At 37.4% G+C, this 15,839-nt stretch carries 16 protein-coding genes; 13 read left to right on the top strand and 3 right to left on the bottom strand.

Translation table 11 applies throughout. The features are described from left to right. Nucleotides 1-231 precede the first annotated feature (231 nt). From BMY75_RS13990 to BMY75_RS13980, 3 genes are all read left to right on the top strand, one after another. A complete protein-coding gene (locus tag BMY75_RS13990; protein ID WP_074834900.1) occupies nucleotides 232-1,371 on the top strand; it encodes a hypothetical protein in 1,140 nt (379 codons plus the stop codon). Next, a complete protein-coding gene (locus BMY75_RS13985) occupies nucleotides 1,355-1,537 on the top strand; it encodes a helix-turn-helix domain-containing protein (RefSeq protein WP_074834899.1) in 183 nt (60 codons plus the stop codon). The genes BMY75_RS13990 and BMY75_RS13985 overlap by 17 nt, the downstream gene beginning before the upstream one ends. Before the next feature lie 864 nt (nucleotides 1,538-2,401). After that, the gene (locus BMY75_RS13980) at nucleotides 2,402-3,553 is read left to right on the top strand and encodes a CHAP domain-containing protein (RefSeq protein ID WP_074834897.1); all 1,152 of its coding nucleotides are present in this window, start codon (nucleotides 2,402-2,404) and stop codon (nucleotides 3,551-3,553) included. A 164-nt stretch (nucleotides 3,554-3,717) separates the two neighbouring features. Here BMY75_RS13980 and BMY75_RS13975 read toward each other — a convergent pair whose 3' ends face one another. Beyond that, nucleotides 3,718-3,870 carry an IS66 family transposase gene (locus BMY75_RS13975; RefSeq protein ID WP_242940246.1) on the bottom strand — a complete coding sequence of 51 codons (153 nt, stop codon included), beginning with the start codon at nucleotides 3,868-3,870 and terminating at the stop codon, nucleotides 3,718-3,720. On the opposite strand from BMY75_RS13975, the gene BMY75_RS13970 reads away from it, so the two are divergent. Then, the gene (locus BMY75_RS13970; protein WP_081350567.1) at nucleotides 3,851-4,228 is read left to right on the top strand and encodes a DUF2130 domain-containing protein; all 378 of its coding nucleotides are present in this window, start codon (nucleotides 3,851-3,853) and stop codon (nucleotides 4,226-4,228) included. The genes BMY75_RS13975 and BMY75_RS13970 overlap by 20 nt on opposite strands. A 184-nt stretch (nucleotides 4,229-4,412) precedes the next feature. Here the strand turns inward: BMY75_RS13970 and BMY75_RS13965 are convergent, their stop codons facing one another. After that, a complete protein-coding gene (locus tag BMY75_RS13965) occupies nucleotides 4,413-5,351 on the bottom strand; it encodes an HNH endonuclease (protein WP_074834893.1) in 939 nt (312 codons plus the stop codon). A gap of 355 nt (nucleotides 5,352-5,706) precedes the next feature. Next, a complete protein-coding gene (locus tag BMY75_RS13960; RefSeq protein WP_013497820.1) occupies nucleotides 5,707-5,880 on the bottom strand; it encodes a helix-turn-helix domain-containing protein in 174 nt (57 codons plus the stop codon). A 255-nt stretch (nucleotides 5,881-6,135) separates the two neighbouring features. On the opposite strand from BMY75_RS13960, the gene BMY75_RS13955 reads away from it, so the two are divergent. The 9 genes from BMY75_RS13955 to cas2 all read left to right on the top strand — a co-directional run bounded on the left by BMY75_RS13955 (nucleotide 6,136) and on the right by cas2 (nucleotide 15,696). Beyond that, nucleotides 6,136-7,089: a YqaJ viral recombinase family nuclease gene (locus tag BMY75_RS13955; protein ID WP_242940245.1), complete on the top strand. Its 954-nt coding sequence runs from the start codon at nucleotides 6,136-6,138 to the stop codon at nucleotides 7,087-7,089. Next, complete coding sequence (locus tag BMY75_RS13950) at nucleotides 7,086-7,622, top strand: hypothetical protein (protein ID WP_074834889.1); 537 nt, start codon at nucleotides 7,086-7,088, stop codon at nucleotides 7,620-7,622. The genes BMY75_RS13955 and BMY75_RS13950 overlap by 4 nt, the downstream gene beginning before the upstream one ends. 55 nt (nucleotides 7,623-7,677) lie before the next feature. Next, complete coding sequence (locus BMY75_RS13945; protein WP_074834886.1) at nucleotides 7,678-8,796, top strand: zinc-binding protein; 1,119 nt, start codon at nucleotides 7,678-7,680, stop codon at nucleotides 8,794-8,796. Between the two features lies 1 nt (nucleotide 8,797). Then, nucleotides 8,798-9,766 (top strand): class II glutamine amidotransferase, encoded by a 969-nt coding sequence (locus tag BMY75_RS13940; protein WP_074834885.1) that lies wholly within the window; start codon nucleotides 8,798-8,800, stop codon nucleotides 9,764-9,766. Between the two features lie 15 nt (nucleotides 9,767-9,781). After that, the gene (locus BMY75_RS13935) at nucleotides 9,782-10,096 is read left to right on the top strand and encodes a DUF960 family protein (protein WP_074834884.1); all 315 of its coding nucleotides are present in this window, start codon (nucleotides 9,782-9,784) and stop codon (nucleotides 10,094-10,096) included. Nucleotides 10,097-10,134: 38 nt separating this feature from the next. Then, nucleotides 10,135-10,530, top strand: coding sequence for a hypothetical protein (locus BMY75_RS13930; RefSeq protein WP_074834882.1), 396 nt, complete (start codon nucleotides 10,135-10,137; stop codon nucleotides 10,528-10,530). A gap of 519 nt (nucleotides 10,531-11,049) precedes the next feature. Then, the gene (gene cas9 / locus BMY75_RS13925; RefSeq protein WP_074834880.1) at nucleotides 11,050-14,499 is read left to right on the top strand and encodes a type II CRISPR RNA-guided endonuclease Cas9; all 3,450 of its coding nucleotides are present in this window, start codon (nucleotides 11,050-11,052) and stop codon (nucleotides 14,497-14,499) included. Beyond that, nucleotides 14,460-15,380: a type II CRISPR-associated endonuclease Cas1 gene (cas1, locus tag BMY75_RS13920; protein ID WP_081350565.1), complete on the top strand. Its 921-nt coding sequence runs from the start codon at nucleotides 14,460-14,462 to the stop codon at nucleotides 15,378-15,380. Before cas9 ends, cas1 begins: the two co-directional genes overlap by 40 nt. Next, nucleotides 15,373-15,696 (top strand): CRISPR-associated endonuclease Cas2, encoded by a 324-nt coding sequence (gene cas2 / locus BMY75_RS13915; RefSeq protein ID WP_074834874.1) that lies wholly within the window; start codon nucleotides 15,373-15,375, stop codon nucleotides 15,694-15,696. Before cas1 ends, cas2 begins: the two co-directional genes overlap by 8 nt. Nucleotides 15,697-15,839 lie beyond the last annotated feature (143 nt).

Genomic DNA, 15,839 nt, shown 5'->3' with positions numbered 1-15,839 from the left:
GTATATATAGGTGTTAAATCACAGGTTAAAAATACAACTAATTAACTGTAGTTTCCCCCTACCCCAAACATTCTTATTTTATTCTATGTGTGTCTTATCTAATAGGATTTTATAGTTAGCTTCTTCTTTGTGTTCGTTTGACTGGTTAATAATAAATCTAATTAAACCATTGTTGTAATTATTTTTTATTATTTTACAACAATGGTATAAAATAAATTTGGAGGTGCTTTTATGAGCAATGTATTTATAGATACTTTTGAATTAACATATAAGACGGATTTTGATACCATGAAAAAGATGACAGAAAATTTCAAAAAATATAAGACACATAAAAACAATGTAGAATATGTATGTGTTGAATTTGCAGCAATGGGCTTTATTATAAAAAGCAAAAAATGCTCTGATAAAGAACGCAGAGACAGAAATAAGAATTATAGGATAAGTATCATAGTAGATCCCAACAGGGTATACATACCTCATACAAATATTAAGCATATTTGCAATACAGAAGATTTTGATAAAATGATCGATAAAATGGATATGTTAATTTCATTTTGGTTTGAAGATGCCGGGATCACTCTAAATGATTTTACGCTCACAAGGATAGATATTACAAAGGATATTCATGATATTCCCGAAAAGATAATCAGAGAATATATAATGATAATGAGAAGAATGACACTGTACAGCGGCTATGAACTTAACAGGCAGCTTGAAGAAAATACAGAGAATTTCAGACCGGAGGATTCTTTTAATGCTATAAATGTATCTCGGCAAGTTGAGTTTGTGGTATACAATAAGCATCGTGCAGCGATTGATCAGAATTATTCTGATGAGGACAAAGAGTACTACGAAGATACAATGAGAGTGGAGGCTCGCTGTACTAAGGGCTTTATAAAAAAGAAGACAAAGCATATGTCTGTTTCAAGGGCTTTAAGGCACATTTTCGGTAGACGATATGAATATTTAAATGATATATATAACTCTGTATTTTTGTATTATACCGATACCTGCTTTGTACAGAACTATTGGCAGAACAAGATTATCAAAGATAAATTTCAGACCAAACAAAAAAGGGTAGAAAAAATGCATTGGCTGATTATCAGAATGAGTAGTAAGCAAAATTATACTTTAGCTAAGGCATTGGAAAACTACAAAGGGAGCGATGACGCAAAGCTGAATCTTCTGAATTATTTTGATAAAGCAGGTATTTCACCGATACCTATCCAAAGATATGATATTCCATTTATGCAGTCTATTGACTCAATACTTGAATTTGATGAACCAAATGAAGCAGACAGAAAATATTCCAATTACCTAAAACAGAAAACAAGGAGTAAAGAGGTGTTTTTTCATGAACCTGTCAGATGAATTACTTACAGTAAATGAGACCTGCAAGCTGCTGAAAATAAGCAGACCGACTCTGATAAGGCTGCTTAAAAGCGGTGAGATAAAGGGATTCAAGATAGGGAAAAGAGTATGGAAGATCCCTAGATACTACTTATCGGAATACATAAAAAACGGTGGTGGAAAATGATATCACACCATTGTGTGCAGATCAGCTGACCCTCTCGGAGCTTGATCTGCACACGATCGGAGTTCTTGCACTCTGCTCTTCTGTTTCATTTTTTCTCTTTCTGCTCATAATTAAAACCTCCAAAGTAGTGTATCTTCTATTATACACTACTTTGGAGGTTTACACAAATTTTAGGATAGACTCAAGTCTGTGAAACGAGTAAGTCAAAATAAAGAACTCTTGAAAAAAATTATTCCACACTGTTAAAACTGTTGATAATTCAGTAGTTTATTGAATATATTTCGCGATTTTTTTAGACTTTGTGTTCAATTACTGAGTAAAGATTATAAAATATTTCATTGTTTTGCGAAGCTAAAAGACTAATTACGTTTTCGGGATTATTCTGTTCTTTTATTCGTAAAACTGTTTAACATGTTTAACTTTTCGTAAAATTGATAAGCACTGTTTTCTGAATATGTTTGTTTGGTCGGGTTTAGGATGAGGAAACTTTTATTTGCGAGAATGAAAATTTGAAAATTACAATTTCGATTGCATGCAAGTTTGAATAGATAGTCAAGGCACGCATGTTTTATTCAATGAAGTTTGAACTAAGATTTTACAAATTACTTGACATTGGAAATTATCCGTGATATAATATAGCTGATGGATGAGATGAAAAATGCGTTTGCATTTTTCAAAATCTGCTGTTATTACAAAATAGGAGTTGGTAAAAATGGTTTTTTAACTCCTACCACTGATTTGCGTTCTCCATATTAGATTTATGTATAATCCGTGGTAGTAGTAAAATATGGTATATCACTATAAGTATTTGTAGTCAGTAAAACACAGGTACAAACTCTGTGTTAAAACTAAGGAGGACTTAATATGTCAATAAAGTTCAAAGGTAACTCAGGTTTCATCAAGTTGATTGCTTCGTTTTCGGCAGCTGTTTTGCTTTCCACGGGAGTGGTTACTCCGTCTGCGTCGGATGGAATCATTAAGAATCTCTGCGTTCCCACTACAATAACAGCATCGGCTGCTTCGAATCTTTATGTACCCAATCTTAATGGGTCTAATAGAATAGTATGGAAGGCTACATCGTGGGTACCTGTATATGCCTATTCCAATCTGAGTGCAAGAGGTAACTTTTCAAATTTAAATGGCAGTGGAGTAAAGACCTACAGCACGGCTTGCATTGATGCAGGAGACGACTGTTATATATACCGTATGGGCAATAGTGTATCTACTGTTTTTTATCCTGCCGGGAATACATACAAATACGCATACGTCCGGACAAGCGATATTACAAGAGGAAATCGTAACGAAACCAGAAATGCATTTAAGGCTGCTGCAGGTGTAAATACATTTACTTACAATTCTAATGGTGGAACCTTCAATATAGGGTCGATCGATAAAAACGATACTTGCTATCTCCTGAATAAAGTTAATAATGCCTATCAGCTGATATACCCCATTTCCGGAGGAAATTACAAGATAGGTTGGGTAAGTGCAAGTGACTATGCAAGGTTGACCAATTCGGGCGGTGGAAGTATTTCAAATGCTCGTCAGAACGTAGTGAATACTGCACTTCGTGAAGTTGGAGTTGCAGAAACTGGAAATAACAATGTTAAATATAATACTTGGTATTATGGACGAACTATTAACGCAACAGGATATGCTTGGTGTGATGCCTTTGTTAGCTGGGTAGCTAATCGTTCAGGGGTTTCTACGAGCATTATTCCTAAATCAGCTTCCGTTTCCAATACACTTAAATTCTATCGAAATTGTGGTAGATTTTACAAATCACGCTACTATGGCGGTAGTTATACACCCAAAGGAGGTGACTTAGTATTCTACGGAACCAACGGTGGTTGCCATATCGGTATAATTATAGCAAGTCCTGTTAACGGCTATCTTCAGGTGGTTGAAGGCAATGTTCTTTTGAATGGTAAATATCAGGTTGCTAAATTTACTGCAAACAGCAAGCGTACAGTCAACAGCAGCTACGTATATGGTTACGCTTCTCCGAACTATTAAAATTATACTATGAAAAAGAAACCTTCAATCGTGAGTCTTATAGGATATAACACACCATATGCTACAAGGATACAAAGACATGATTAAGTATGTAGATGTATTCTGAAATTCAAATGCGATGAATAATTGAGCCCATGCCGGAGAGTTTGATTCTCGGCAGGGGCTCAATTTGAGGTGTGCAGTATTTTAAGTTTACGAATCGAATAAAAGTAACCGTCACAGATAAGGTAGCCAGTAAAATCTTTCAGAAAAGTCGAGAAATGCTCACCCTTTCTTGTCGGCTGATAATCGAATATTATGTATGATGATTCTGTCACTTATCTTATCGTTGATGTGTCATATAAGTACCAAAAGATGTACGTTATCAGACCGCAGTTTATTATTCCGCTTATTTCATTCTTGAGAAACGCTGCATTAAAATCACTTGAGTATAAAAAACAGCTGCTGATGGTTCAGAATCAAAAGGCTGATCTCACTACATTTGAGAATAATCTCGTAACTTTTAAGAATAGTTTTCTCTATACCTATGAAAATGCTAAAAAGAAGCATCAGGAAGCTATTGACGGTATCGATAAGGCAATAGTTCAGCTTACTAAAATCAAGGAATCTTTGCAGATTTCAGATAAGCACCTTAATGCTGCTAATAATAAGCTTGAAATCGGAATTAACTATTAAACGCCTTACTAAAGATGCAGATTATGTATATGATAAGTTGATAGAAATTCGAGAAGAAAAATAATTATTCGATCAATCATATTGATTAAAAGCGCTCCCCGAGATGTTTGGACAGCTTGGGGAGCATAATTTTAGAATAGCCTAATTTGGTGTTTGGTTAGAGTTTTGAAAACTTTGATATGTTTTAACCTTTAAAGTATTGTCTGTGATAGTGCAAATAGACTTTCATTTCTTCACAAATAAATTCATCAGGTATTCTCATCTTATCGTTGACGTTCAAAAAAAGCTTATCCGTGTCGCTAAGTTGATTTGAAATCATTATTTGCCCATTATCAGAAAATGAGATATAACCTTTATCAAAGAGTTTATCATGGTTAGGACACAGTAGTAATCCATTGAATATGGAGAGCTTTTCATTAGGGTCACTTTTTGACCAAGGTTTAATGTGACTGGCTATTAAAAATGATGCGTTAGAAACACTGCAAAGTGCACATTTACAATGGAATCTCTCAAGTATTTGTTCCCTGAAAACGCCTTGATTAACACGTTGCTTAACAAGACACTCATATTCTTCGCCTTTAATATCAGAATTTGCTTCAACACTACAAATATAGTCATTTAGAGATTTTTGATAATCTTGGAGATATTTCAGCACCTTTTGGTCCATGTCATCATTGCCGTACCAGATATTGCAACGTCCCATTCCAGTGACTGCTATCTTTCTTTTATCACTTGGGATTAAGATTGCTTGTTTCGTTATAATATTATATCCTGCTCCCTCGCATTTTGAACGCTGTGCAGCTATATTATTAGGTATCGGTTGTTTATTTCTATACACAGTAGCATCTATGTAGAAGCCAACAATCTTCGATTGGTGACATACCCAGACAACGAGCACATTATCAATGGAATCGGAATTTGGTGAAGCACCAAAATTTTTTTGAATATTTATAGTATCGTGTGTAGACTGAACATAACCATAGTATAGATTACCATGCCTAGTGAAATTATTAACTTCAAGCGGAACTTTATTTTCGGTATAAGATCCGCCACCGTGATAACCATCTATTACATAACCATTATATTCGTCCATTTCTCTTACGTTGCAATAAAGTATTTTCATTAGAATCACCTCTTGAGAGAAAATTTTTTCAATTATATCATAATATAGTGAAAAAGTCAATAATTGAAAGGAGTGAAACCGCATAGCAAACAGAATCAAGGGCATCACTGTCGAGATCGCCGGCGATACTACCAAACTGCGAAGGCGCTGGAAGGTGTCAATAAAAACATCAAAATAACGCAGACGCAGCTCAAGGTTGTACAGAGACTGCTGAACTCGATCCGACCATAACAGAAAGGATATTGCTGAAAAGTACGGTGTGACTTATTGATATGCTGGTCGTGGGAGTATGAAAAAGGAATAACCTGACATCGTGTTAAAAGTGAGATGCAATGGATCTGCATCTCACTTTTTTCTATCTTCTCATAATAAAATCAATCACACTATACTTATAAATCCTCCACCTGTTGCCGATCTTGAATCCCTCCAGTTCACCTGAATGAAGATATTTCAGCATAGAATTTTTCCCTATTTTCAGAAGCTGCATACACTCCTTGGGGGTAAGGATATCCGGTACTTTTTCAAACATGATAAAACTCCTTTCGCATGAAAAATGTTGGTTTAAAACGGTTTGTTATGTGTTATTTAAGTGTTCAATAAACTGTACACTATTAAAATCGTATAACGAGTTTTTACAGCTATACATTATCCTTTTGTAAACCATTGGTTTAACTGAAAAGGAGGTTTTAATAATGAAAACAAAAGGTATCATGATGCTGATCGGTTCGGTGCTGATGAATATAACAGGCAGACTGATCATCAACGCAGTAAAGAAGAAGGTGAGATGAACATGAATGCAAAAGTATTTGCAGACACATCTTCAATGAGCCGTGAGGAGTGGCTGAAATATCGAACAATGGGTATAGGCGGCTCGGACGTTTCTGTTATCGCAGGGATAAATCCCTATCGTTCGGTTTTTCAGCTGTGGCTGGAAAAGACAGGTCAGACCGAGCCATTCGAAAGTGGGAACGAGTGTACACATTTTGGTACAGTTCTTGAACCCATAGTCAAGCAGGAATTTACCGAAAGAACAGGTATTGAGATAGCTGAACCTAAGTTCATTTATCAGCACCCCGACTATCCTTTCATGTTTGCAAACCTTGACGGTGTAGTCAACGTTGACGGAGAAGACTGTATCTTTGAAGCAAAGACAGCATCAGCCTACAAACAGAACGAGTGGAACACAGGCGTACCGCCTGAGTATATGATACAGATACAGCATTATATGGCTGTAACAGGACTGAAAAAGACGTACATAGCCGCTCTTATAGGCGGTAATCATTTTGTCTATAAGACCGTTGAGCGTGACGATGAAATGATCGCAGATATCATCGAAATGGAACGCAGATTCTGGGAAGAAAATGTCCTTGGCGGTGAAGAACCTTTACCCGACGGCTCCGAGGGTACAACATCATGGCTGAGCGAACACTATTCCGAAAGCAACGGTGAAAGTGTTGAATTACCTGAGGATACAGTGTTTATTTGTGAGGAATATGAAGATATTTCCGAACAGATAGAAGCACTGTCAGCTGAGAAAGACGCTCTTGGCAACCGCCTGAAAGCTATGCTCAAAAATAATGAGACAGGTCTGGCAGGGAAGTACAGGGTCAGCTGGAAAACTGTAAACTCCTCCCGCTTTGACAGTACAAGGTTCAAGGCAGAGAATCCCGAGCTGTACGGTAAATTTGTAAAGCAGTCAAGTTCACGAAGGTTCGGTATATCGGGAGGTGCTACATGAATAACCTTAGCATCAGACTTCTTCGTGCCGATGAGATCGAATGCCGTATAGGTACCATAAGCGATAAAGGACTGTCCCTGCTGCTTTACACAGATGCCCGTGCAGATATGAAGATACTGGACGAGACCTTTGGTATTCTTGGCTGGAAAAGATCTCACCAGTGCATAAACGGAAATCTCTACTGTACCATCGAACTATGGGACGAGGATAAAAAGCAGTGGATATCCAAACAGGACGTGGGAACTGAAAGCTATACCGAAAAGGAAAAAGGTCAGGCTTCGGATAGCTTCAAAAGAGCCTGCTTTACTGTAGGTATAGGAAGAGAACTATATAGCGCTCCTCATGTATGGGTGTCTGCTCAGAAGTGCAGGATACAGAGGCGCGGAGATAAGTTCGTCTGCTTTGATAAATTCTCTGTAGGACATATCGTGTACAGCGATGAACGTGAGATAGTCGGGCTCACTATAATCAATTCCGATACAGGTGAAGTGGTCTATAACGGCTACAAGAGATCACAGAAGAAAACAGCATGAGTTATGCCTCTTGGCGATGATCGTCAAGGGGCTTTTTGTATTTGGAGGAACTTTTATGAATGAGATCTATGAGTGTGCAAACTGCGGATGCACCATTGAAAATGAGGAAGACCTTTACGAAGTTGAAGACCAGATAATATGTGAGGACTGCTTCAACGATGAGACATTTACCTGCAGTCACTGCGGAGACAGATTTTTCTACCGTAATTCTGTATCCGATGATAATACAGCTATATGTCAGAACTGCTATGACAACTACTACCGCCGATGTGAACGATGCGGGTGTATCATCCATGATGATAATGTGTACTGGGACGGTGATTATCCCTATTGCAGTGACTGCTATGATGAAGAAGAACAGTGCAGGCATATCCATGATTACGGATATAAGCCTGTGCCTATCTTTTACAGATGCAGTGATGAAGGTGAAAATGTCCGCTGTTACGGAGTTGAACTGGAGATAGACAGGGGAGGGAAGGACGATGACAACGCAGATACCCTTGAAAGCATTTCAAACAGGGAAGAAGAGATCCTCTACATAAAATCGGACGGTTCTCTTGACGAGGGTATGGAGCTTGTAAGTCATCCCTGTTCTTTATATTTCCACAAGTATGACTTCCCCTGGGAAGAGATAATGAAAAGGGCAGTACGTCTGGGATACAGGTCACACAACACAAGCACCTGCGGTCTTCATGTACATATAGGCAGGTGTTCCCTGGGTAACACATACGAACGTCAGGAAGATGTCATAAGCAGGATACTGTTCTTCTTTGAGAGCCACTGGAACGAACTTTTCAGATTCAGCAGACGTTCCGAAGAATCTGCTGAACACTGGGCAGCAAGACACGGCTACGAAGACAGACCTAAGGAGATACTAGAAAAAGCCAAGAAGAGCAGCAAGGGCAGATATGCCTGCGTGAACATAACCAACATCAGCACAGTGGAGATAAGGCTGTTCAGAGGTACGCTGAAGTGGAATACCTTTATGGCATCTCTTGAACTTGTGGACGCTATATGCGAAAACGCTATACGACATAGTGATGAAGAACTGCATAAACAGTCATGGGCAGATTTTGTTATGGATTTAAGCCCAGAATATACCGAGCTGATAACCTATCTGAAAGAGAAAAGGCTCTATGTGAATGAGCCGGTTGAAACTGAGGAGGAAGATTGATATGTGCGCTATATTTGGATTTGTGAACTACCGTCATGCAATAAGCGGAAGGCATATGAAAGAACTGGTAAACAGGCTGGCAGTTGAATCTGAAGTCAGGGGGACGGATGCAACTGGTATAGCCTATGTAAAGAATGATGAACTGAAGGTCTACAAAAGACCGAAGCCTGCCCACAAGATGAGGTTCTATTTCCCCGAGGATACTGCGATACTGACTGGTCACACAAGGATGACCACACAGGGCAATGCGAAATACAACTATAACAATCACCCTTTTACCGGACATACTGCGGAGGGTGATTTTGCGCTCTGTCACAACGGAGTTTTATTCAATGACGATATTCTTCAGAAGGATGAAAACCTTCCTGAAACACATATAAAGACAGATACCTATGCGGCTGTACAGCTGATAGAGAAATACGGCAATCTCAGCTTTGAGACCATAGCTAAGATGTGCGAGACAGTCAAAGGCAATTTCGTATTCACCATTCTTAATGATGACAATACACTTTATCTGGCTAAGGGTGACAATCCTCTGTGCATCGTACATTTCAAGCAACTGGGGCTGTATGTGTATACCTCTACCAGAAAGATAATGGAGGAAGTGATAGAGAACACATTCCTGAAAATATACAAGTTCGATTTTGTAACATCAGAGGAAGGAGATATTATCCGCATAGACAAGAACGGCGTACTGACAAGGAGCAAATTTGAATTTGAGGACTATTTTGCACTTGAACGTCATTGGAATCATGCATCATACGGTCATCACCCTGATTATCTTTACGAGCTCTGCAATCTGTTCGGGCTGACGGTGGACGATATTTCTCTTCTTTATGAAATGGGTTACTGCGATGAAGACATTGAGATGATGCTGGATGACAGGGATTATCTAAATATGTGTCTTGAAGAGGCTAAGGAATACTACGGAGACTGGCTTATGGAAGAAAGCTATGGTGTTAAGGTTTAGGGAAAGGAGATAGCTATGGGTTACAGATTTGACGGAAACAAGTATATTACAAGGGGAATAGAAGCGGAGATACCTTCTGCTATACAGGTTATGATGTTTGAAAGCCTTGCGTTAATGGAGCGCAAGGCAGGAGAGCTGGACAGGCTGCAGGTATTTAAGCTGACTACAACAGAAAAAGACGGTACCTTCCTGCTTAACATAAGGCACGAACAGGAGATACCGGAAGCGTCGATGGATTACTTTATGCCGGTGGATGCGGCGATCAATACTAAGGTCTATATTATTGATGATGTGGATCATGTTACTATGCTTTTGGCGGAGGAGTATTAGTTTCTATGTATCTTTATTTATGAAAGGCGTGATAAAAAATGGTAGTAATGAATCCGAAAGGTGAGGTAGTTATCGCTCACCGCGGCAAAAAGGAACTTCGTGTAAAGTTTTGCAAGGACGGGATCAGAGCACGTTCAGAACTTGGGTACAAGTCCTTTTATCTGTACAATAAAGATATGTATATAAGATCGACAGATAAAGGATATGTCACTGAAAATATGCAGTTCGCACTTATAAGGATCGAGAGATTCCTGATAAATGCTATTAACGTGATCGGTGCCGGGTTTGAAGAAAATGCTATACCATCCGAATCTCATAAAGCTGCTGAATTGCTTATGCAAAATGTAAGTGATACTAAAATGACTTCAATCGAAAGATGGGCAGATTTCAACAAAAAGGTTGATCGTTTGGGTGGATGGTTAGCAAACTGGTAGCATAAATGATAAAGATCACGGTCTATTATGGGCTGTGATCTTTTTTAGTAGTGAGATCATAAATTTAAGTTCGTAGAATATCTGAGTCAAGGGGTATTTAAGATAAAAACGCACACTGATTTTTGATGTATATCACAAAATCTTTCTTTGATTAATCTAATATAATTTGATATTATTGACAGTTTATTATTCTCGTGATATACTATATTATTAGATGAATAATTGTGCTATTTTAGAGTTTATGGCGTTATATAAACTATATCAACAGAAAAAGAAAAGGTGCCATTAACACGAATGGCACCTGACTATTCAACATTAGGCGGATTAGATGGGATACCGCCATACCCTACGGCATATAAAGCCTTATCTTAGAACTCTGATGAATATTGATAAACTAATAAATCAATGCGTTTAAAAATAAGCCTCTGATGAATATTGATAAACTAACAGCAGTTTTCTAAGTTCAAGTTTATTATATCACGAAATTTTAATTTTGTCAACACTTTGGGAGGAAAAAACATGGGAAACTATTACCTTGGTCTGGATGTAGGTATCGGTTCTATAGGTTGGTCTGTTATAAATATTGAAAAGAAACGTATAGAAGATTTTGGTGTAAGACTTTTTGATTCAGGTGAGGACGTAAAAAATAAAAATAGCTTTTGTCAGCAGAGAAGATCCAAACGCGGGATTCGCCGTCGTTATAGGAGGAGAAGTCACAGAAAACTGCGTTTGAAAAATTACTTGAGTGTTATAGGTCTGACTACGTCAGAAAAAATCGACTATTATTTTGAAACTGCTGATAATAATGTAATACAACTGAGGTACAGGGGCTTATCTGAAAAACTGACACCCGAAGAGATAGTGGCTTGTCTTATTCATATCTGCAATAATCGTGGATATCGGGACTTTTATGAAGTCAATATAGATGATATTGAAGACCCTGATGAGAGGAAAGAATATGGTGCCATAGATGATATAAAAAGATTGATGGACGATGGAGAATATCGAACTCCTGCTGAAATGATATGTAAATGCAGCGAGTTTGATGAACCCAATTCTGTATACAGAAAATATCATAATTCTGCTGCTTCTGAAAAGCATTATTTGCTGACCAGACATATGCTAGAGAAAGAGGTCAGTCTTATCCTTGAGCATCAAAGCAAGTATTATGATATTCTAGATAATAAAGTTATAGCTTCAATCAAAGATATTATTTTCGCACAAAGAGATTTTGAAACGGGTCCCGGTAATGAAAATGACAAGTATCGCAAATTTACCGGTTATCTTGATAGCTTAGGAAAATGCCAATTCTTTCAAGATCAGGACAGAGGCTGCAGATTTACTGTTATTGCGGATATTTATGCTTTTGTAAACGTATTATCGCAGTACACATATACAAATAGCAGTGGAGAAAACAAATTTGATGCAACATTTGCAAACGAACTGATAAATAGTGCCCTTAAAAAGGGTTCTATGGATAAACGAGAACTGAAAGCTATTGCTAAATCCTATCATATTGATATTAATGATAAAACCGGTGATACATCGCTGACTAAATGCTTTAAATACATTAAGATTGTCAAACCTTTTTTTGAAAAATATGGTTTTGATTGGGATAAAATAATTGAGAACTATACCGATACAGATAATAACATTCTTAACAGGATAGGAATTGTTCTTTCTCAGGCACAGACACCAAGACGAAGAAGAGAAAAGCTTAAAGCGCTGAACCTTGGACTCGATGAAAGCTTGATAAATGATCTGACTAAGCTGAAATTATCAGGTACTGCCAATGTGTCTTACAAATATATGCAGGGAAGTATTGAGGCTTTTTGTGAGGGCGATCTATACGGAAAATTTCAAGCAAAATTCAATCAGGAAATTCCTGATGTAGATGAGAATGCAAAACCTAAAAAGCTTCCGCCATTTAAAAATGAAGATGACTGTGAGTTCTTTAAAAATCCTGTTGTGTTCAGATCGATAAATGAAACCAGGAAACTAATAAATGCAATAATTGACAAATATGGTTATCCCGCAGCGGTTAATTTGGAAACAGCAGACGAGCTAAACAAAACGTTTGAAGACAGGGCAATAGATACAAAGAGAAAGAATGATAATGAAAAGGAAAATGATAGGATAGTTAAGGAGATATGTGAGTGTATCAAATGCGATGAAGCCCAAGCGCGCCATCTAATAGAGAAGTATAAGCTTTGGGAAGCTCAGGAAGGCAAATGTTTGTATTCAGGCAAAACTATAACTAAAGAGGATATGCTGAGAGATAAGGACAAGCTTTTTGAAGTCGACCATATCATACCCTATTCTTTGATACTGGATAATACAATTAGTAATAAGGCATTGGTATATGCAGAAGAAAATCAGCGTAAGGGTCAGCGTACTCCTTTGATGTATATGAATAATACTCAAGCATCAGATTATCGCATAAGGGTCAATGCGATGCTTAAAAGCAAAAAATGTAACAAGAAAAAGTATCAATATTTGATGCTTCCGAATCTTAATAATCAAGATCTGTTAAGTGAATGGAAAAGTCGTAATCTCAATGATACAAGGTATATATGTAAGTATCTTGTTAATTATCTCAGGAATAATCTTAGATTTGACAGATCGTACGAATCAAAAGATGAAGAGGATATAAAAATACGAGATCACGCCAGAGTGTTTGCGGTCAAGAGCAGATTCACCTCAACGTTTAGACGGTGGTGGCTCAATGAAAAAACATGGGGTAGATATGATAAAGCCGAACTTAAAAAGCTTACATATTTAGACCATGCTGCTGACGCAATAGTTATTGCTAACTGTCGTCCGGAATATGTTATTCTGGCAGGCGAAAAGATGAAACTGAATAGAATGTACCATCAGGCAGGTAAAAAGATTACTCCAGAATATGAGCAGAGCAAAAATGCTTGTATAGAAAGTCTTTTCAAGTATTACAGAATGGACAGACGAACTTCGGAAAGATTACTTTCAGGTCATGGTAGACTTTCGCCAATAATACCTAATCTGAGTGATGAAGTAGATAAACGTCTTTGGGATAAAAATATCTATGAGCAGTTCTGGAAAAATGATGAAGATAAGAAAAGCTGCGAAGAACTGTACCGTGAAAATGTTATGTCTCTTTATAAAGATGATCCCAAGTTTGCAGCATCGCTAAGAATGCCTGTGATCTCGCTAAAACCCGATCATAAGTACAGGGGCTCAGTAACAACCGACAATGCTATCTGCGTAAAAGAAATTGATGGTAAGATGATTCAGTTGAGCAGGAAATCAATATCGTCTATAACTGAAAAGGATATTGATAAGATATACACTGATGACAGAATACTCATAGATTCATTGAGAAGTATTTTTGAACGAGGGAGCTATAAAGATGTTGGAGAGTATTTGAAAAAGACTGATCAGACATTCTTTACTACAAGCAATGGTATGCGTGTCAACAAAGTTACTGTAAAGAGCACAGCACCTGGAAGATGGCTCAGAAAGGATATAGATGGCAGCAACTTCTCAATGCTTGATGACAGGAGTTATTATTGCATTGAACTCTATAAGGACGGTAAAGGTAATAACAACTTACAGGGCATAGCTATGAGTGATATCGTTCATAAAAACGGTAAGCTGTGGTTAAAACCGGATTTTAAGTATCCTGATGATTATAGTGCTCATGTTATGTATTTTTTCCCGGGAGATTATATTCGTATAAAAACATTTAGTAAAAAGTCTGGTGAAAAGTTGAAATTTGAAGGCTATTTTAAATCAATTAAAAGTGTAAATGAGAACAGTTTTAGGTTTATTTCTGATAACAAACCTTGTGCTGAAGATAAGAGGGTAGCCGTTGCTCAAAAGGATATCGTTATTAAGTTGACTGTAGACCTGATGGGAAAAATTCAAGGAGAAAATGATGGAAGGGGGATATCATGTGGAGAACCGTTATCGTTACTAAAGGAGAAAAGCTAATACTCCGAGATAACTGGCTCGTAGTGTATTCAGATCATACAGAACAGCGTGTTCCGTTGGGAGATATATATTCTGTTGTAATAGATAACAGAGCTGCTTTGGTAAGTGTCAGCCTTATGGCTGCACTTGCTGAGGCAAACATCCATGTAATATTCTGTGATAACAAACATATACCAACTGCTCTTATGCTTCCTATGAATACACACTACAAACCGTTTGGTGTCATTAAACGACAATTGGCACTGTCAGACGAGTTTAAGGCAGTGTTATGGCAGCGGATAATTCAACAAAAATTGACAAATCAAATAATATGTCTAAAGCTGGCGGGTTTATCTACTGATGAAATAGAACCTATTGAAGAAATGGTCAGTGAGGTACTTCCGAATGATAAGACAAACCGCGAAGCTGCTGCAGCTAAAAGATATTTTATTGCTTTATTCGGTAATTCATTCAGACGGATAAAGGATGATGTAACTAATGCTGCACTGAATTATGGTTATGCTATCATTCGCTCTGCTGTTGCAAAAACACTTGTAGCCTACGGTTATAATTGTGTGCTGGGAATTCATCATATAAATGAACAGAACGCATATAACCTTGCTGATGATATGATGGAGCCCCTTCGCCCATTGGTCGATCTATGGGTAGATAACTCTCGTGACAATCTGTTTGAAGAGCTTTCCAAAACAAACAGGCGAGATCTTGTTGGTCTTGTAAATGTTCCGATAAAAATGGGTAAAAAGAAGACAAGAGTGAGATATGCAATAGATAAGTATATTTCAAGCCTGACAAGTGCAATAGAGAAAAACGATCCGGGATTACTACAGCTTCCTACCCTTATACAGATAGATGAAATGTTCGAGGATGATGAGGATGGTTAACAGGTTTATGAGAATAATGGTGTTTTTTGATCTTCCTGTTGTTTCAAAAGCGGACAGGAAAGAATATTCGAGATTCCGAAAATTTCTTATAAATGATGGATTTATAATGATACAGTTTTCTGTTTATTCAAGAACTGTCAGAAATCATGATGATGCTAAAAAGCATTGCAAAACAATCGAAGCCAATCTTCCTCCAAAAGGGTCGGTAAGAGTTCTTACGGTCACAGAAAAACAATACGATTCGATGAAACTCCTTGTCGGAGAAAGGTTAAAAACAGAAAATCTTCTTGACAAAAAAGATATAATTGAGTTATAATAATTATAACACATATTATAGTGATGAGCATGGTTTATAATGCAATACTCATACCTTAACAACGCTGATGATTATTGTAGATTGTTTTGATTGACGAAATCATCGGTTTTAGTCCTCTGATGAATATTGATAAACTAATACAA

Source organism: Hominimerdicola alba, from assembly GCF_900109655.1.
In the GTDB taxonomy this organism is placed as follows: domain Bacteria; phylum Bacillota; class Clostridia; order Oscillospirales; family Ruminococcaceae; genus Hominimerdicola; species Hominimerdicola alba_B.
The sequence above is the reverse complement of the archived record's forward strand: the minus strand, read 5'-3'. Positions and strand labels throughout refer to the sequence as shown.